General features: G+C 36.8%; 18 protein-coding genes and 1 pseudogene. All 19 read left to right on the top strand.

Annotated features, from left to right (window positions below; genetic code table 11):
- Nucleotides 1–6: 6 nt before the first annotated feature.
- The 19 genes and pseudogenes from DWV85_RS03595 (at nt 7) to DWV85_RS03505 (ending at nt 19,881) form a co-directional block, all read left to right on the top strand.
- Nucleotides 7–768 carry an ABC transporter ATP-binding protein gene (locus DWV85_RS03595; RefSeq protein ID WP_024061204.1) on the top strand — a complete coding sequence of 254 codons (762 nt, stop codon included), beginning with the start codon at nt 7–9 and terminating at the stop codon, nt 766–768.
- A 1-nt stretch (nt 769) separates the two neighbouring features.
- On the top strand, nt 770–1,480 hold the full coding sequence (locus DWV85_RS03590; RefSeq protein WP_004693374.1) for an ABC transporter ATP-binding protein: 711 nt from the start codon (nt 770–772) through the stop codon (nt 1,478–1,480).
- Nucleotides 1,481–1,890: 410 nt separating this feature from the next.
- Complete coding sequence (locus DWV85_RS03585; protein WP_123138040.1) at nt 1,891–2,634, top strand: polysaccharide biosynthesis/export family protein; 744 nt, start codon at nt 1,891–1,893, stop codon at nt 2,632–2,634.
- 37 nt (nt 2,635–2,671) lie between these two features.
- Nucleotides 2,672–4,499 (top strand): annotated as a pseudogene (locus DWV85_RS03580) (nucleoside-diphosphate sugar epimerase/dehydratase).
- A gap of 150 nt (nt 4,500–4,649) precedes the next feature.
- Nucleotides 4,650–6,095, top strand: a complete 1,446-nt coding sequence (locus DWV85_RS03575) for a GNVR domain-containing protein (RefSeq protein ID WP_123138039.1) — start codon at nt 4,650–4,652, stop codon at nt 6,093–6,095.
- 1 nt (nt 6,096) lies between these two features.
- Nucleotides 6,097–6,708 (top strand): CpsD/CapB family tyrosine-protein kinase, encoded by a 612-nt coding sequence (locus DWV85_RS03570; protein WP_123138038.1) that lies wholly within the window; start codon nt 6,097–6,099, stop codon nt 6,706–6,708.
- A gap of 77 nt (nt 6,709–6,785) precedes the next feature.
- Nucleotides 6,786–7,985, top strand: coding sequence for a DegT/DnrJ/EryC1/StrS family aminotransferase (locus DWV85_RS03565; RefSeq protein ID WP_123138065.1), 1,200 nt, complete (start codon nt 6,786–6,788; stop codon nt 7,983–7,985).
- Nucleotides 7,979–8,665 (top strand): sugar transferase, encoded by a 687-nt coding sequence (locus tag DWV85_RS03560; protein ID WP_077708314.1) that lies wholly within the window; start codon nt 7,979–7,981, stop codon nt 8,663–8,665. Before DWV85_RS03565 ends, DWV85_RS03560 begins: the two co-directional genes overlap by 7 nt.
- 11 nt (nt 8,666–8,676) lie before the next feature.
- The gene (locus DWV85_RS03555) at nt 8,677–9,543 is read left to right on the top strand and encodes a LicD family protein (RefSeq protein WP_077708315.1); all 867 of its coding nucleotides are present in this window, start codon (nt 8,677–8,679) and stop codon (nt 9,541–9,543) included.
- Nucleotides 9,544–9,552: 9 nt separating this feature from the next.
- Nucleotides 9,553–10,275 carry an IspD/TarI family cytidylyltransferase gene (locus tag DWV85_RS03550; RefSeq protein ID WP_004693390.1) on the top strand — a complete coding sequence of 241 codons (723 nt, stop codon included), beginning with the start codon at nt 9,553–9,555 and terminating at the stop codon, nt 10,273–10,275.
- Complete coding sequence (locus tag DWV85_RS03545; protein WP_123138037.1) at nt 10,268–11,317, top strand: NAD-dependent epimerase/dehydratase family protein; 1,050 nt, start codon at nt 10,268–10,270, stop codon at nt 11,315–11,317. Before DWV85_RS03550 ends, DWV85_RS03545 begins: the two co-directional genes overlap by 8 nt.
- A complete protein-coding gene (locus DWV85_RS03540; RefSeq protein ID WP_008713679.1) occupies nt 11,314–12,381 on the top strand; it encodes a glycosyltransferase in 1,068 nt (355 codons plus the stop codon). The genes DWV85_RS03545 and DWV85_RS03540 overlap by 4 nt, the downstream gene beginning before the upstream one ends.
- A gap of 19 nt (nt 12,382–12,400) precedes the next feature.
- Nucleotides 12,401–13,642 (top strand): O-antigen ligase family protein, encoded by a 1,242-nt coding sequence (locus DWV85_RS03535; protein ID WP_123138036.1) that lies wholly within the window; start codon nt 12,401–12,403, stop codon nt 13,640–13,642.
- Nucleotides 13,620–14,552, top strand: coding sequence for an ATP-grasp fold amidoligase family protein (locus DWV85_RS03530; protein ID WP_038125308.1), 933 nt, complete (start codon nt 13,620–13,622; stop codon nt 14,550–14,552). The genes DWV85_RS03535 and DWV85_RS03530 overlap by 23 nt, the downstream gene beginning before the upstream one ends.
- A complete protein-coding gene (locus DWV85_RS03525) occupies nt 14,536–15,669 on the top strand; it encodes a CapA family protein (protein WP_243632522.1) in 1,134 nt (377 codons plus the stop codon). Before DWV85_RS03530 ends, DWV85_RS03525 begins: the two co-directional genes overlap by 17 nt.
- Nucleotides 15,669–17,123: a lipopolysaccharide biosynthesis protein gene (locus DWV85_RS03520; RefSeq protein WP_123138034.1), complete on the top strand. Its 1,455-nt coding sequence runs from the start codon at nt 15,669–15,671 to the stop codon at nt 17,121–17,123. Before DWV85_RS03525 ends, DWV85_RS03520 begins: the two co-directional genes overlap by 1 nt.
- A 22-nt stretch (nt 17,124–17,145) precedes the next feature.
- Nucleotides 17,146–18,243 carry an NAD-dependent epimerase/dehydratase family protein gene (locus DWV85_RS03515; RefSeq protein WP_012864182.1) on the top strand — a complete coding sequence of 366 codons (1,098 nt, stop codon included), beginning with the start codon at nt 17,146–17,148 and terminating at the stop codon, nt 18,241–18,243.
- A complete protein-coding gene (locus DWV85_RS03510; protein ID WP_012864183.1) occupies nt 18,244–19,410 on the top strand; it encodes a nucleotide sugar dehydrogenase in 1,167 nt (388 codons plus the stop codon).
- Nucleotides 19,411–19,446: 36 nt separating this feature from the next.
- The gene (locus tag DWV85_RS03505; RefSeq protein WP_008600642.1) at nt 19,447–19,881 is read left to right on the top strand and encodes a VanZ family protein; all 435 of its coding nucleotides are present in this window, start codon (nt 19,447–19,449) and stop codon (nt 19,879–19,881) included.
- Nucleotides 19,882–19,935: the final 54 nt, after the last annotated feature.

The raw sequence follows: 19,935 nt of genomic DNA, 5'->3' as shown, positions 1-19,935 counted from the left end.
AACTGAATGCTATTAGAATTAAATGACGTAAGTAAAAGCTTTGGTGGCGTTGCAGCCCTCACAGGAGTATCTTTTGGTGTTAAACAAGGTGAAGTATTTGGTGTTATTGGTCCCAATGGTGCTGGTAAGACGACACTATTTAACTTGATTACTGGTGTATTTCCTGTAAGTTCGGGCGAAATCGTATTTGATGGTATGTCCGTTGTAGGCATTAAGCCTCATAGAACTGTTGAAATGGGTATTGCTCGTACATTCCAAAATATTCGTCTCTTTGGCAATATGACAGCTCTTGAAACTGTATTAACCGGTATGCATTGTCGTACCGGCTCTGGATTCCTATCTAGCTTCTTGAAAACAAAACGTCAACGTATTGAAGAAGAACGTTGCCGTGGTATTGCCTATGAGTTTTTAAAGCTTGTAGGGCTTGAAGAAGATGCGGAAGAGGTTGCCACATCATTACCGTATGGTAAGCAACGACGTCTTGAAATTGCCCGTGCCTTAGCGACACATCCTCAGTTAATCTTGCTTGATGAACCGGCAGCCGGTATGAATGATAGTGAAACTGAAGTTTTGCGTCAATTGATTGGCAAGATTCGTGATCTAGGTATTACCGTTGTGGTTATTGAACATGCCATGGAATTGATGATGAATATCTGTGATCGTTTGGTAGTACTTAACTTTGGCAAGAAAATTGCTGAAGGTACACCTCAAGAAATTCAAAATAATGAAGCTGTAATTGAAGCATACTTAGGTAAAGAAGAGGTGTAATATGTTAAAACTAGAAAATATTGTGGCTGGTTATGGACATATTACAGCCCTAAAAGATATAAGCCTAGAGGTTCCACAAGGTTCGATTGTATCTCTTATTGGTGCTAATGGTGCTGGTAAGACTACTACGATGAAGACTATTATGGGACTTGTAAAACCCACATCTGGTCGAGTGATTTTTGAAGGTCAAGATATTACAGGTCGTCAAACTCATCAAGTTGTACAGAATGGTATCTCTTTAGTTCCTGAAGGACGTCAAATACTACAAGATATGAGTGTTTATGAGAACCTTGAAATGGGTGCTTATACACGTAAAGATAAAGAAATCGAAGCAGATATCAAAAAGGTATTTAAACGATTCCCTATTCTTGATGAACGAAGCTATCAATTGGGTGGTACTTTATCTGGTGGTCAACAGCAAATGCTAGCTATTGGTCGTGCACTTATGGCTCGTCCAAAGTTGTTATTACTAGACGAACCATCTATGGGGCTTGCGCCTTTAGTAGTAAATGAGATTTTTGAAACCATTAAAGAAATTAGTGCAGATGGAACAACAGTTCTTTTAGTAGAACAAAATGTACGTCAAGCATTGAAGATTGCTGATTATGCGTATGTTTTGGAGACTGGTAAAATGGTATTATCTGGATCTGCTGATGAAGTTCGCCATAATCCTCGTGTTATGGAAGCTTATTTAGGCGGTCGTGTTGAATAAGTAATTATATAAAGCGATCATTAGTGTCAAAAACTTTGAATAAGGTGTATATACTAGATTTCTAGTATATACACCTTATTTTTTTTATCACTAATTCTGATTGAAATAGAAGCACTATATGAGCTGATAATGAAGTGAGTTTATAAATTTTTTATTATTTTTAAGATAATCAATAATAAATCTAGTGAATTAAGAATGAAAAAAGTAAATAATAATTAATGAACATATATTGAAAATATTGTATTTTTAGGGAATTGTTGTTGAAGATTATATGAAGTTCGCCTGGAAGATACTAGATTTGTAGAAGTATATTTAAAAAAATGATAAAATAGCATGACTGATTTTTTAGATATAAGATACATCAATAATTAAGTGATGAATTAAATAAGTTGAATAAAAAAGAGGTAAGTATGAAGAAGAAACAGTATATGATGATGGCTACATTCTTATGTACTACAACAATGGCTATGGCTGCACCAGTTAATATAAATACTAATCAGCCTTATAATGCTAAGAATGTACAAATGGAAGGTTATGCACCATTGGAAAATAGTGCATCTGTAATTAGCTCTGATAAAGAATATCGTCTGCGTCAAGGCGATGAACTGAATATTCAAGTGGTTCAGCAGGCAGAGCTTGGTACACGTAATGGTAATGACATTGTGTATACGGTCAGACCAGATGGATATGTATCGTTTCCTATGGTTGGTGCTGTAAAAGCAGATGGCTTAACTATAGATGAATTTACAGCTGAATTACAGCAAGGTTTGTCTCGTTATATCATTAATCCTGATATCACAGTAAATGTATCGAAATTGGGCGGTGTTCGCGTATATGTATTTGGTGAAATTAATAAGCCTGGCGCCTATACGTTGACTAAATCTAGTACAGTTATTGATGCGATTGGGGCTGCAGGTAGTTTTAACTGGGATACAGCAAAGAAGAAAATTTACTTGATTCATCAAGATAATCCAGAGAAACCGATTCCTATCAATTTAAATCGTATTTTACAAACTGGAGATATGTCTGAAAACTACATCATGCGTGAAGGTGATATTCTTTACTTAACTAAGAATAGTCGTATCAACTTTGCTCGTGATATTGCTCCAATCTTAACAGGGGCTTATATGGTATCACGAATAGGTAAGGATTAAAGATAAGGCGATATCTATCATATAAGGGGGCGTTTTTTTGCGTTCATATTTATTACCATCCATATTGTTTATTACCGATATTGTGACGATTGTAATCGTTGCTTTTATCAGTCTTTTTATTCGATTTGATGGACACATAGAACCTCAATATATTAATCAAATGGTGGATGCACTTCCGTTATTACTTATTTCGTATATGTTGATGTTCTTGATAATGCATTTATATACACGTATTTGGCGCTATGCAGGGATGCGAGAGGTATTAGCAGTATTTGTAGCGACTACAATTGGTACGGCTTTATTCTATTCCTCTATGTTTGTATTTGGTAAGTCATTACCACGTTCTGTCTATTTTATTACATGGTTCCTCACTACAGGTGCTGTTGGTATGGGACGTATGTTGCTTCATTATGTGGCACTTCACTATAGCAGTGGGGACGATGGTGAAAGTGGCCAAGTGAATACATTGATCATAGGAGCCGGTGATGCAGGTGCAACTATAGCTCGTGAAATTGAACGATATCATAAGCGTTCTCGTCGAGTGATTGGTTATGTTGATGATGACATGTTTAAACATAATCGTCTTATGAATGGTTTTAGAATTCTCGGTAATCGTGAAGATATTCCAGCATTAGTTGCTAAGTATAAAGGTAGAAGAAATTATTATTGCCATGCCTTCCGTGAAGCGAGATATTATTCAAGAAATCATGGAAATCTGTTCTCCTTTAAAATGTAAAATCAATATTTTACCGGGGATGTATCAATTACTTGATGATGAAGTTCTTGTATCTCATTTACATCCTGTTTCAATCGAGGACTTGTTGGAGCGTGATGAGATTCAGCTCGACACGTCCAAGGTTGAAACATATCTTAAGGATAAAGTTGTTTTAGTTACTGGTGCAGGGGGCTCTATTGGTTCTGAAATTTGTCGTCAAGTTTTACGTGTAAAGCCTAAAAAGCTATTGCTTCTAGGTCATGGTGAAAATAGTATTTATCTTATTCACCAAGAATTGCGTAATATTGCGCCCCAAGATACCTTGGTTCCAATCATTGCAGATATTCGCGATAAGAATCAATTAGAACAAATTTTCAAAAACTATAATCCTGATGTAGTATTTCATGCGGCAGCTCACAAACATGTGCCTCTTATGGAAATCCAGCCAATTGCTGCGGTATTAAATAATATTTATGGTACTCGTAATGTTGCGGATGTAGCCGGAGCTCATGGGGTAGATCGATTTGTTATGATTTCCACGGATAAAGCGGTGAATCCAACTAGCGTTATGGGCGCTACAAAACGGGTTGCTGAAAAAGTTGTACTTGGTATGAATCACACATATGATACTAAGTTTATAACAGTTCGTTTTGGTAATGTACTTGGTAGCCGTGGTTCAGTTATTCCTTTATTCCGTAAACAAATTGAAGCAGGCGGTCCTGTAACCGTTACAGATCCAGAAATGACACGTTATTTCATGACTATTCCTGAAGCCAGTCAATTAGTACTTCAAGCTGGTGCCATGGGGAATGGAGGAGAAGTGTTCCTTTTGGACATGGGTGAACCGGTTAAAATTGTCGATTTGGCTAAGAATATGATTCGCCTTTCTGGCTTTGAGCCTAATAAAGATATTCGTATTGAATTTACTGGCTTACGTCCAGGTGAAAAGTTATATGAAGAACTATTAACTGCCGGAGAAGGTACGAATACTACTACGCATAAGAAAATTTTTGAGGCAGCTCTAGAAGATGTTGATCAAGAATGGCTGAGTCGTGAAATAGAGCGCTTTGATACATGTAAAACCGATATAGATGTGATTAATGTATTGCAGGATATCATTCCTACATACGATCCAAATCATAATGTATAGGTCGTGGATGATACATTTATTACCCGATATATGTATAAGACTATTTTAATTTTGATACATTGTGCCTTTATTGAGAGGGTTAGGTACAGTTAATATTCTAAGTGGGAGAGACCCTGTTGTTTGTATACTTTTACAGAAAGGGGTATATGGGTGGAACAAATTATTGATTTAAAAGAGGTAGGCAGAGTCCTCATTAAAAAGCGCAGTAAAATTATTAATATTACGGTAGCATGTATGGTTTTAGGTGGTGCGTATGCCTTTCTTGCACCATCTACATATCAATCTACATCGATGTTGCGCATTAAACAAGCTCAAGGTTTGAGCAATTCTGTATTATCTAGTGCTAATGCCTATTCTGATTCTATGTCTCGTCAATTGATGAACACAGATGCAGAAATTTTAAAAAGTCGTAATGTAGTAGAGCCAGTAATTACTGCTATAGAAGATCCTGAAGGTACTGGTAATGCGCCAACATATGAAGATTTTGTTAAAACTCGCATTGAAACTAAACCGTATAAAGAAACCGAGTTATTACAAGTAAGCGTAACTGGTAAGAGCCCTGAGCAAGCACAAGAAGCTAATCAATTACTTATTGATACCTTCTTGAAACGTCTTGCCGAAATTTCTCATGTTGAACAACGAACTACTCGTGAATTCTTACAAAAACGCGTTGTTACTGCAAAATCTGAATTAGAGCAAGCAGAAAATAAATTGCAACAATTCCAAGTAGATAATAAGGTGTACTCTACAGCTGATCAGATGAAAGGCTTAACTGATAAGGTTACTCTAATTGATCGTGAGAAGGCTCAAAATCAACTCGATTTAGAAACGGCACAAGCTGCACTTGGCAGTATCAATGAGCAATTAGGTTCTGCAGGTAAAAGCACCGCTGATAGTGCTACGGTTCAAGCCTACAAGGGTCAGTTAGCAGATTTAGAATCTCGTAAAGCTTCTTATATTGGTAAATATACTGATGAACATCCTGCGATGAAAGAAATTAATCAACAAATTGAAGAAGCTAAAAGTGGTCTAAATGCTGAAATCAACGCCATTGCCTCTCAACAAGCACCTTCAAGCAACTCTGCACAACAAGGATTGCTAGCGGATAAGTTCAAAAATGAAGCTGCGTTAGCTGTAGCTCAAGGTAAACAATCTACATTAGCTGAGTTAGATAAAGCAAACGAAGAAGCTATAAAGGGATTACCTGAAAAAGAACGCGGTTATATCCAAGCAAAACGTGATGTAGATGTGGCACAAGATATCTATCAAATGCTATCCACTCGCTTAGAAGAAGCGAAGGTAGCAGAGGTTATGGTACCAAATGAAGTTCAAATTGTGGATGCTCCAACATTACCAGAAAAAGCAATTGCGCCGCGTAAAGTACTTATTTTATTAGGCGCTGCCATTTTAGGGGTCCTCTTTGGTTGTCTCTATACATTGGTCCAATTCTTCGGTAATCGCAAAGTCCAATCTGTACAAGAGATTAATGACATCCTTGGCATTCAAAACTTGGGCGTGATTCCAAATCATAAAGAAGTAGAATACGAAGAGCCTACTAATCGTTTCGTAGCATTGTTGCGCAAAGTGAGAGGTTAATATGATTAGACTAATTTCTAATGAACGTGGTGATACACCACTTGTGGAAGCATACCGTACATTGCGTAGCAATCTTCAATATGTATGTAACCAACATAAGTGTAAGCTAATTTGTATTACTGCAGCCACTAGTGGTGAAGGCACTTCTGAGGTGGCTGCTAATACTGCATTAGCTTTATCTAAAAATAATAATAAAGTTCTTCTAGTAGATGGTAATTTACGTAATCCAACACAACATATAGCCTTTAATGTACAAAATAAGGGCCTTACAAATGCGGTGGTGATGGATGAAGATTTGACGATTCATCGTAATGTAGTGCCTCATTTGGATGTTCTTACGGCGGGTGAAGTTGTTGAATATCCATCTGATATTGTAGATTCTAGCAAATTACCTACGATTTTTGAGTATGTACGTGATGAATATGATGTGGTTATCATAGATACACCACCCGTATTGTCTGTTACAGATGCGGTTGTATTGGCAGAAAAATCAGATGGTGTAGTGTTAGTTGTTAAAAATGAAGTAGCTAGTCCAAAAGATTTGATTGAAGCTAAGAAACGGCTTTCACAAGTAGGTATTTCTCTTTTAGGATCTATCGTAATTGATGCTTAATATAACTGTTTTAATCAGTCTTCTATGTGATAAATCAAATGTATCAATATGGTACAGAAAGTATTGAGGTGATTTATATGAGAATTAATTTTTCTCCTCCAGATATTACAGAGTTAGAAATCAATGAAGTCGTTGAAGCCTTAAAAAGTGGGTGGATTACGACGGGTCCTCGTACTAAAGAATTAGAAAAAAAGATAGCTCATCAGTTAGGTACACCTAAATCCGTTTGTTTAAACTCTGCTACGGCAGCGCTTGAAATGTCTCTTCGCGTATTGGGGATTGGACCTGGAGACGAAGTCATAACTAGTGCTTATTCTTATACAGCTAGTGCGAGTCCTGTAGTTCATGTAGGTGCTACCTTAGTACTCGTTGATACACAGAAAGATGCTTATGAAATGGATTACGATGCAGTCGCTCGCGCTATTACACCAAAAACAAAAGCAATCATCCCTGTTGATGTTGCAGGTGTACCTTGCGATTATGATCGACTACGCTCCATTGTGGATGAAAAAAAATCTCTCTTTACACCATCTAATGATATTCAAAAAGCATTAGGTCATATTCCTATTGTGGCTGATTGTGCTCATTCCTTTGGGGCTTCATATAAAGGGGTACGAACAGGTAATGTTGCAGACTTTAGTAGCTTTTCCTTCCATGCAGTAAAAAATTTTACTACTGCTGAAGGCGGCTGTGCTACATGGCGTCATATAGATGGTATTGATGATGAAACTATTTACAAGCAATTCCAATTGCTATCTTTGCATGGTCAAGATAAGGATGCTCTTGCAAAAACAAAAGCAGGTGCTTGGGAATATGATATTAAAGGTACCTATTATAAATGTAATATGACGGATATCATGGCGGCTATTGGGCTAGCTCAATTTGAAAGATACCCAAAACTTTTGGCACGTCGTAAAGAAATTATCGAAGCTTATGATACAGCATTTAAGGATTTACCTGTTACATTGTTGAACCATTATACAGATGAGCATGAGAGTAGTGGTCACTTGTATTTAGTCCGTTTAGATGGCCGTGATGCGGAATATCGCAATAAGGTTATAGAAGCTATGGCTGAGGCTGGCATTGCAACGAATGTTCACTATAAGCCAATTCCAATGCATACGGCTTACAAAAACTTAGGCTTTACAATCGATGACTATCCAAATGCTTATGACCAATTTAAGAATGAAATTACATTGCCACTTCATACGCTCCTTACAGATGAAGAAGTGCAATATATCATTGAGCAGTTTAAAAGGATTATTACCGAATGCTAGTAAAAAACTTTCATGATCTACCACAAGAGCTACAGTGTGAAGCGGTTCGTCCCTATTTTGAAATATTAAATCAAAGACGTACAAGCCTTCTTTGTAAAAGCATTTTTGACCGCGTAATGGCAGCGGGACTGCTTATTACATTAAGTCCTGTATTTTTGATACTAGCCATCATGATTAAACGAGATAGTGCGGGAGAGGTTTTTTTCCGTCAAACTCGAGTGACACAGTACGGTCGTACCTTTGGCATCTACAAGTTCCGTACTATGGTAAAGAATGCAGAATCTTTAGGAGCACAAGTGACGTCGCAAAATGATATGCGTGTCACTAGAGTCGGAAATATGCTTCGCAGCTGTCGCCTCGATGAATTGCCTCAGCTTATCAATATCCTTTTAGGTGATATGAGTTTTGTTGGTACAAGACCTGAGGTTCCACGTTACGTGTCTGCTTATACAGATGAAATGAAAGCTACCTTATTATTGCCAGCTGGAGTTACCAGTATTGCCAGTATTACTTATAAGGATGAAGATCAACTTTTACAAAATGCTCAAAATGTTGATGAAGTCTATATAAATGAGGTTTTACCGGGCAAGATGGCTTGGAATTTAAAGAGTATTAAGGAGTTTTCTTTTTTACAAGATATAAAAACGATGATTGATACAGTATTAGCTGTATTACGTTGAAAGAGGTCCCTATGAGTACATCTATGACAAAGGAAATACAAGAAAAAGAGCTAAATATGTTGCTGTACTTTAAAGAGTTCTGTGATAAACATAATTTGCGCTTTTATCTTTGCGGCGGTGGTCTCATTGGGGCTATACGGCATAATGGCTTTATCCCTTGGGATGATGATTTAGATTTATTTATGCCTCGTCCAGATTATGAAAAGCTAGCTGAATTATGGCCGGAATATGCTGACACTGAGCGATTTACGTATTGTCGTACTGATCGCAATCACATCTATCATGATGCAGGTGCATCTATAAGAGATAATAATACGACCTTTATCAATCGTCATAGTATGCATGAAGATGTTTGTCATGGTTTAGCACTTGAAATTATGCCTATTGATGGCTGTGCACCCGGCAAAATTAGTCGTGCATTGCAGTTGGTGTGGGCCATGACGTTTGCACTCTTTAATGCACAGCGTTTACCAGATAACAAAGGGCCTACATATCGTGCTTTAGCTGGGTATATTTATAAAATCTTTTCCAGCCAGTCTATACGCTATCATATTTGGCGATTTGCAGAAAAGAGAATGACTCAATACGACTTTGATACCAGTGATGAATGTACGGAGTTAATCGGCAGCTTAAAAGGTATGAAGCTACGTCATCCTAGAGAGGACTTTGCTTCTGTTGTATATAAAGACTTTGAAGGTCATCAAATACCTGTTATGAAAGGGTATGAGAGATATTTGCGTCTTATTTGGGGCGACTATATGCAATTACCACCTATAGAACAACGTGTGGCAAAACATGATGCAGTATTTGCTGATCTAAATACACCTTACAAGGAGTATAAAGGCATATATTATGCCAAAAAAGAAGCTCAACCATAAGGAGGGCCTATGAAACGAATAGCAGTAATCTTTGCGGGTGGCGTAGGTGCTCGTATGAAAAATAGCAAGACGCCAAAACAATTTTTAGAATGGAACGGTAGACCAATTTTGATTCAAACCTTAGATGTGTTTGAACAAACGGAGACAATTGATGGGATTGTTCTTGCCTGCAAAGCAGAATGGATTGATCATACAAAACAGCTCATCAAAAAGGTGGGGCTACAAAAGGTATTATCCATTGTGCCTGGTGGTGAAAGCGCTCTAGAATCCCAATATAATGGACTCGTAGAGGCTAAGCGTTTATTTCCTGATGATGCGGTGACTGTATTGATTCATGATGGGGTTCGTCCACTTGTAGATAATTCTACTATAGAGAGAAACATAGAATCTGTTGAATCAAAGGGGTCTGCCATTACTGTTACTCCAGCTATAGAAACGGTTATGGTTACCCAAAATGGTTCTATTAAGCATATTTTAAATCGTAATGAATGTCTCATGGCTAAAGCTCCTCAGAGTTTTAGATTAGATGATATTATATCAGTTCATAATCGTGCAAAAGATGAGGGCATTCATGACTTTATTGATTCCGCATCGATGATGATGCACTATGGATATACTCTATATCCTGTATTAGGGGAAACTGAAAATATAAAGATTACAACTCCATCTGATTATTATATGTTCACAGGGATTATTAAAAATCGTGAGCTAGGAGGATTAAAAGATGAGTAATTCCGTTATTCAACGTGAGTTAACGGCTTTAGTACATGAAAAAAATTACTTTCATTTCCTCCGTCATCAACGCATTCTTATAACAGGTGCAACGGGGCTTATTGGATCGATGTTTATAAAATTACTTATACTTGCCAATGAGACTCATGACCTGGATTTAAAAGTGATTGGTCATGTGCGAAGCCATGAAAAGGCAAAAACCATTCTCGGTGAGTATTTAGACAATAAGTCGTTAACCCTAGTAGATGGCTCATTAGAATCTATTGATGTGCCATGTGATTATATTTTGCATGGAGCCGCACCAACACAATCTAAGTTTTTTGTAGAACATCCAGTAGAAACTATCCGTACCTCTATTTATGGTACGGAGGCCATGCTCGAGTTAGGCCGTCGAAAAAAGGTAAAAAAAGTAGTTTATTTATCTAGTATGGAACAATATGGTGTACCTTATGAGTCTGGTCAAGTTATGACTGAAGACCGATTAGGGTATCTTGATCATCTAAATATTCGTAGTTCATATTCTGAAAGTAAGAGACTATGTGAATGTTATTGCAAGTCCTATACTGTGGAATATGGCGTGCCTGCTGTAATAGCTAGACTAGCTCAAACCTTTGGACCTGGTGTTCCGGTATCAGATAACCGTGTATTCATGCAGTTTACCAAGAGTGCTCTTAAACATGAAAATATTGTTCTTCACACAAAAGGCGATTCTATGTCGAACTATTGCTACATTACCGATGTATTAACTGGTATTTTAGCCCTTATGAAGGCGGGCGAAGCTGGCGAAGCCTATAATGTATGTCATGATGAAGAGACTCGTTCTATTGCAAGCATTGCTCAATTAGTGGCCACTCATGTGAGCAATAATAAGAGTAAAGTTGTTTTTGATATTCCAGAAGATGTACAAGGGTTCGGCTATGCACCGACAGTACACATGTTCTTAAGTTCTAAGAAGTTAAAGTCTTTAGGTTGGAAACCTAAGGTATCAATGGCACAAGCCTATGTAAGACTGGCAGAATATATCCAAGAGGAAGGCTTATGAAAAAGGAAATAATAATTGTCACCATCTCCCTTGGTAACGATGGGGCTGAACGAATCTTAACAGAGTTGGCTCGTCAGTGGGTACATGATGGTCATCATATTACGGTTATCCAAACAAGCCCTAATCGATATGGTAATGAATATGCGTTAGAGGAAAGTATTGAACAAATTGAAATTCATACTACAAGCTCTAATAAAGTCATTCGTTTTATGCAAGAAATAAAAGAACTAATCAAAATCTTAAAGACTAGACCGAATGCGACATGCTTATCTTTCTTGTCTGCATCTAGTTTTATCTTAGCGATTAGCTCTTGGTTTATAAAAAATCGCATTGTGTTTTCTGAGCGCAATAATCCACGTAAAGTTCCTATTGGTTGGCATCAACAAGCACTGCGCAACTTTGCCTTTAGATTTGCAGATGCATTAGTATTTCAAACGGAAGATGCTCGTTCTTATTTCCCAAAATCTGTGCAAAATTGTGGTGTCATCATACCAAATCCTATTAATGGTAAATTGCCACCACCAATAGAAGGGGAACGAGAAAAGACAATCGTTACAGCTTGTCGTTTGCATCCGCAAAAGAACTTGCCTATGATGATTAATGCCTTCAGTATGTTGGCAGATGAGTTTCCAGAATATAAACTCGTCATTTATGGTCAAGGTGTATTAGAGGATGAATTACGAGCTCAAATTAAGTCTCTTAATTTAGAAAATCGCATTTTATTGCCTGGCTTTGCTAGTAATATTTTAGAAAAGGTAGCCCCTTGTTCTATGTTTGTATCATCCTCTGATTTTGAAGGTATTTCAAATTCCATGCTAGAAGCATTGGGTATGGGCTTACCTGTAGTAGTCACAGATTGTCCTGTAGGCGGTGCTCGCATGGTAATTAAAAGTGGAGAGAATGGCATTCTCGTACCTGTAGGTGATACGCAGGCTATGTATGAAGCCATGCGCAGTGTATTAAAGGATCCTGCACTAGCGGCTAAACTTTCACAGAATGCCATCAAAGTACGCGATGAATTTCCATTATGGAAAATCGCAAAACGTTGGTTAGAAGTTTTATGAGTTGTAAGGAGGAGAACCATTGAAGTTAAATATTACGGCTCTTGCTGATCGCATGATATGGTTCATAACTCTAATCTTTTTAGTGTTGTCATTGACCATTTCCTTTGCCCTTGGCGAAGCGAACTATGGTGCGTATGTATTATTTGTATGCTTATTTGGTCTCATCATTTTTTATCTTATACGAGAACAGGGTGTTATAAAACTGCGGTTTAATTGGATGCATGCTTATATGTTGATTTTTATTGGTGCTTGTTATCTAAGTGCGATTAATGCCACAGATGTTTCCGTAGCTATGAGCCGAAGTTTTGATATGGTCAAGATATTCTTTATGTTCATCATTTTATACATGTGTTATCAAGATAAGAAATCGGTGGATACATTATTAAAGATTGGTATGTGGACAGGCTATATAGTTTGTTTCTATACTGTTTATTTCTACGGTTTAGATTATTTTATTACTGTTTTATCATCCTCAGCGCGTATTGCTAATGATGCATTAAATGCGAATACAGTAGGGCTATTGGGGGCCAATGCTATTGTTATGACCTTGTATTATATGCTATATGATCGTCCTCGTTGGTGGCATATTATTGCATTACCAACACTTGGTATTTTAGCGGCTACAGGTAGTCGTAAGGCCTTAGTTTTTGTCGGTGTTGGTACAGTATTACTCTTTATCTTTAAAAGTTTTCGTAGTGCTAATGCGGTCAATTCTATTGTAAAAGTTATTGGTTCCTTATTAGGTCTTACCATTATAGGTATTGCGGTCTTGCAATTGCCGATGTTCTCTGAAGTATTAGACCGAATGTCTAACATGGTAGAAGCCTTTACAGGCACAGGGGGGGACTCATCCACTATTATTCGATTAGCTTTGGTAGATATTGGATGGGACTTATTTTATCAATCTCCCATAACTGGTGTAGGTATCAATAATCCATCTGTATATACTTTTTTCGTATATGGCAAAGATAATTACTACTTGCATAACAATTATATTGAATTATTAGCTGGCACGGGTGTCATTGGTTTACTAGCCTATTATTCAATGTATCTCTATGTGGCTTATAATTTAATTCGCTATCGTGATATACATAGTAATGAATATATAATGGTACTCATTCTATTCCTTTCACAGATTGTTATGGATATGGGTATGGTTTCTTATGAAAGTAAAAGCACTTATTTTTATATGATGTTGTTTTATTTAGAGGTGCAACTGCTTCGGAAAGGACGAAAACATGAAGTTCAGAAAATTGTGTAATGTTGGCATGTCCTTTCTAACAAAACCTTACTATCGTACGAGGGTATTAATTAAATCGGGTTATTATGACTCTTTGTCTGATGAAGACTTTTTGAAGAAGGTATTTCCTAAGTATATGGGATACCCTTTAGATCTAGAAAATCCAAAAACTTTCAGCGAAAAGTTACAATGGCTTAAGGTTAATTTTAGAGACCCAATACAAACGGTGATGGTTGATAAGCATGAAGCTAAACATTTTATTGCTCAACGTGTAGGTAATCAGTATATAATACCTACGATTTCCGTATGGAACTCTGTAGATGATATTGACCTTGATAGATTGCCTAATCAATTCGTTTTGAAATGTACACATGATAGTGGAGGCATCGTTATTTGTAAAGATAAATCAACACTTGATTGGGAAGCAGCAAAAGCTAAATTAAGAACATTCTTAAAACGGGATTATTCACGTATTGCTAGAGAGTGGCCTTATAAGAATGTTCCTCGACGTATTATCGGAGAGGAATATTTGTCGGAGTTAGGTAGCAATGACATATTAGATTATAAGATGTATTGCTTTCATGGTGAACCAAAGTTAACAGTAGTATGTTCTAATCGTTTTTCTAAAACAGGAACGAGTATGAACTTCTATGATATCGATTGGAATCCTATGGGAATTCATTTTGGACATTATCCACCGTTACCTACAGAGTTTCCAAAGCCAGATACATATGGTGAAATGCAACAGGTTGCGATGGAGCTTAGCAAAGGGTGTCCATTTTTGCGTGTTGATTTTTATGAAATTAAAGGGCATCTATTTATTGGAGAATTAACATTTTTCCCTGGTGCTGGATTTGAAAGATTTCGTCCTATGTCAAAGGATTATGAATTAGGAGAGTGGTTACATCTTGAGAATGTACATCGGGGCTGATTTAGTTCCTACGGATATTAATAAAACATTATTTGAAAACGGTAATGGAGAAGCTTTTGTAGGAAAAGAGCTTTATGAAATTTTGAAGCAATCGGATTTAAATGTTTTCAATTTAGAGGTTCCTCTTACTGATATAGAGACACCCATCGTAAAATTTGGTAATAATTTAATTGCGCCTACAAAAACAATTAATGGATATAAGGCATTAGAGCCGTTATTTTTAACACTGGCTAATAACCACTCCTTAGATCAAGGGGTGGAAGGGTTGACGACAACATTAAATTTGTTGAAGCAGCATAAGATTGCTCATGCTGGAGCTGGAGCTAATTTGAAAGAGGCTAAGAAGCCATTTATCTTTGAAAAAGATGATATACGTATTGGATTCTATCTTTGTACAGAGAACGAGTTTACTATGGCTACTTGTCATACAATGGGGGCTAATCCTTTTGATGTGCTAGAAAGCTTTGACGAAGTGAAAGTTTTAAAGGCACAATGCGACTACGTCATCGTTCTATATCACGGCGGCAAGGAATTCTATCGCTATCCATCTCCTATGCTACAGAAATATTGCCATAAATTTGTCGATAGTGGAGCGAATCTCGTTATCTGTCAACATAATCATTGTGTAGGGTCTCGCGAAGATTACCAGGGGGGCACTATCATTTATGGACAAGGCAACTTTATCTTTAATTCCGATTTTTTTGTAAACCATCAAGAATTTGTAAAAGATGCGATGTTAGTTACGGTAGAGGTTACTAAGGATGATTTTGTGGTGTCTGAATTGCCTATTCGTAGAACCGATAATGGTACACGACTAGCCACAGAAGTTGAAGCTGCAGAAACATTAAAGGCTTATAGAAAACGTAGTGAAGAAATTAAAGATCCTCACTTTGTGATTCAAGCTTATAAGAATTTTGCTGATACTCATGTAAAACGTTATTTGCGTGAATTTTTAGGTAGATCATTTATTGTACGCGCTATTAATGCTTTAGTTGGACGAAAATTAGTAGAACTTATTTTGGGCAAAACGAGTTATTTAGCAATACAAAACTATTTGGAATGTGAAGCTCATCATGAACTATTCTTGAGAGGCGTTAAGAATATCAATAAGAAATAATGGATACTAAAATCGTAGCTGCTGCTAAATGGTCTGTTATTACAGAGGTTTTGGCAAAGCTTATCACACCACTGACAAATATAATATTGGCCCATATGTTAGCACCGACCGCATTCGGCATATTGGCGACGATTATGATGGTTATATCTTTTGCAGAAATGCTTGCTGATGCGGGTTTTCAAAAATTTCTTGTTCAGCATGAGTTTGAAAGTACCCAAGATAAGCAAGAGGCCACAGATGTGGCCTTTATTGCCAACCTAGTGTTTTCTCTAGTTTTATGGGGCGCTATCATAATCGGTCGTGATGAATTGGCCGTATTAGTAGGTAATGATGGCTTAGGTATACCTTTAGCCGTGATGGGCGCTATGATTCCTTTATCTGCTTTTAGTAGTGTCCAAATGGCATTGTATCGAAGAGATTTTAATTTCAAGTTTCTTTTAAATATTAGGCTCATAACAATTCTTACACCTATATTGATATCTATACCAATGGCGCTTATGGGGTACGATTATTGGTCTTTAATTGCTGGTATGCTAGGGTCTCAGCTATTTACGGCGTTGGCATTATTAAAGAGTCGGAAGAATCAAATTCATCTGTTTTTTAGTAGTCGCGTCTTTATGAACATGTTTAACTATAGTGCATGGTCTTTAGCTGAAGCATTTTCTATATGGCTCACTGCTTGGGTGGATACATTCATTATTAGCCGTTTTTTAGATGCCTATTATTTGGGTATATATAAGATGCCAATGGCTATTGTTACGACTGTAATGGCTATGGCTACAGCATCTTTGGCTCCTGTATTATTCGCGGCTTTAAGTCGTGTGCAAAATAATCAACAGGCCTTTTCGAATACATTCTTTACATTCCAACGCTATATGGCTCTATTTTTGGTACCTCTAGGTGTAGGCTTATTTGTATTTCAAGACGTTGTTGTTCAGCTTTTACTAGGGCCACAATGGACGTTAGCGGGCATTGTATTAGGTTCCTGGGCATTGAGTTCGGCTATTATGACTGTAACAGCTAATTTGATTTCCGAAATATTTCGTGCAAAAGGGATGCCTAATCTATCATTTTGGACTCAAATATTACATCTAGTAGTTTTAATACCAGTTATTTATATTTGTATTCAATATGATTTCAGTACCTTTGTATATGCTCGATCGTTAGTAAGAATGGAAATGCTAGCAGCTTCTATGTTGCTACTGGCTTTATTTGTCAATATGAGTGCATTTCGCATAATATCTAATATCAGTGTATATCTCATTACAGCATCTATAGTTGGGTTAATTGCCTATAGTATTTTACATCTCTATGATGCAGTATGGTGGACCGTCGTCTGTATGCTTTTATGTGTTGTATTATATGTGGCTATTTTATACGTCATTCCATCTGAGCGCATAATTATTGCTTCTGGCTATAAAAAAGTCTTAAGTAAAGTAAAACGACATAATTAACAGAACTATGAAAGGAGTACATATGCTTTCAAAAAATGTAGATTTAAACAACACGGTAATCCTTGTAACGGGTGCCGCTGGATTTGTGGGGGCTAATCTAGTTATGTCCTTACTATCTGAAGCAGAAGGGACTCAAATTATTGGCATAGATTCTGTTAATGATTACTATGATGTAGCATTGAAAGAGTATCGATTGCAACAGATTGATGAACTTAGCAAAGATAATAAGAATATATGGATTTTTAAAAAAGGGAATATTGCAGATAAGTCCTTTGTTGATGAAATTTTTGCTATCTATAAACCGCGAGTTGTAGTGAATCTAGCAGCTCAAGCAGGGGTTCGTTACTCTATTACTAACCCCGACGCCTATATCGAGTCTAATATTATTGGATTTTATAATATTCTAGAAGCTTGTCGTCATTCTTATGACGATGGTGAAAGAGGTGTAGAGCATTTAGTGTATGCATCATCTTCTTCTGTATATGGTGCAAATAAACAAATCCCATACTCTACAGATGATAAAGTAGATAATCCTGTATCTCTTTATGCAGCTACAAAAAAGTCAAATGAGTTATTGGCTTATTCGTATGCTAAATTATATAACATCCCTAGCACAGGGCTTCGTTTCTTCACTGTATACGGCCCTGCAGGTCGTCCAGATATGGCATACTTTGGTTTTACAAATACATTACGTAATGGTGGGACAATTAAAATTTTTAACTACGGCAATTGTAAGCGTGATTTCACCTATATCGATGATATCGTAGAAGGCGTTTCTAAGGTTATATCTACTGCACCAGAGCGTCGCAATGGTGCGGATGGCTTGCCGGTTCCACCGTACGCTATTTATAATATCGGCAATAGCAACCCAGAAAATTTACTTGATTTTGTGCGCATTCTTTCAGAGGAATTGGTTTCTGCTGGCGTATTGTCAGAAGATTATAATTTTGAGGAGCATAAAGAATTAGTACCCATGCAACCAGGGGATGTGCCTGTTACATATGCTGATACAAGTGCGTTAGAAGCAGATTTTGGCTTTAAACCTAATACAACCTTACGAGAAGGGTTAAAGCGTTTTGCCATATGGTATAAAGATTTCTATATGATGGAGGGCAAATAAATGAAAATTGCAATTGCTGGTACAGGCTATGTAGGCCTTTCCAATGGTGTGTTGTTAGCTCAACACAATGAAGTGGTGGCCCTCGATATCATCCCAGAAAAAGTAGATATGTTAAATCGCAAAGAGACACCTATTGTAGATGCTGAATTGCAAGAGTATTTAGCTACTAAGGAGTTAAACTTCAAAGCTACACTTGACCCAGTAGAAGCTTTTAACAGTGCAGATTATGTTATCATTTCGACACCTACAAATTATGATCCTCAAAAAAACTTTTTCGATACATCTTCTGTTGAACAAGTCATTAAAACTGTGCTAGAGATTAATCCTGATGCAGTAATGATTATTAAATCAACTGTACCGGTAGGCTATACGGTACAAATGCGTAAAGAATTTAATACGGAGAATTTAATTTTTTCGCCAGAATTCTTGCGGGAAGGTAAAGCCTTATACGATAATTTATATCCATCCCGTATTGTTGTGGGCGAGGATTCTGACAGAGCACGTCGTTTTGGACAATTATTAGCGGAAGGTGCTATTAAAGAAAATATTCCACAATTATATACTGATTCTACGGAAGCGGAAGCAATTAAATTGTTTGCTAATACGTATTTAGCATTACGTGTAGCGTATTTCAATGAGTTAGACTCCTATGCTGAAGTACGTGGCCTTAGCACAAGTCAAATCATCAAAGGGGTTTGTTTAGATCCTCGTATTGGAGATTTTTATAATAATCCTTCCTTTGGTTATGGTGGTTATTGCTTGCCAAAAGATACAAAGCAATTATTAGCTAACTATAATGATGTACCACAAAACTTAATTTCTGCCATTGTTGATGCGAATAGAACACGTAAAGATCATGTGGCAGATACTATTATTGCTAAAAATCCGAAAATTGTTGGTATCTATCGCTTGACCATGAAGATGAACTCTGATAATTTTAGAGCATCAGCCATTCAAGGTGTTATGAAACGTATTAAGGCGAAAGGGATTGCTGTGGTAGTATATGAACCTACACTAGATGCAGAAGATTTCTTTAATTCGCCAGTTATACGTAATTTTGAAGATTTTAAGCGTGTTAGTGATGTCATTGTAGCTAATCGCTGGGATAGTAGCTTAGAAGGTGTAAAAGATAAAGTTTATACACGAGATATTTTTGATAGAGATTAATACAGCTATATGTATTGTGGCGTTTAGGAGAGTAGTATGAAACGTTGGATACTATATATTGTGTTATGTCTAATTGTGTTTTTTATATGGGATAATTCCTTGCAAAATGGAGGAACCTCTGATGGGTTTAGTCTTATTTTTGCAAAGTGGATTGCCCCTATAGCTAATAAATTAGGCTTTTACGGAAATATATGGGCCTTAAATAGGATTATTCGAAAATTAGCCCACCTTACAGAGTTCACAATCCTTGGTGGTGTTTTATATGTAGTTCTACGCCGCTATATTGAATATGGCACAGTAGTAAAAACAATAGTAGTGGGTATAGTAATAGCTAGTCTAGATGAATTTATACAATTATTTTCTCTAGGACGCAGCTCTCAACTGTCTGATGTACTGATTGATACAGTTGGTATAATCATCGGTATATCGGTAGTGAAATTAACTTATTATATTAGTCATGATAAAAGATAAAAGTACATTTAAAAATTAAATAATTATTAATATAATAATGTGTAAAATATGACT

It is taken from the genome of Veillonella sp. AF13-2, from assembly GCF_003603295.1.
Lineage (GTDB): Bacteria > Bacillota > Negativicutes > Veillonellales > Veillonellaceae > Veillonella > Veillonella parvula_E.
Note: the sequence above shows the minus strand (reverse complement) of the source record. Positions and strands in the feature narration are given on the sequence as shown.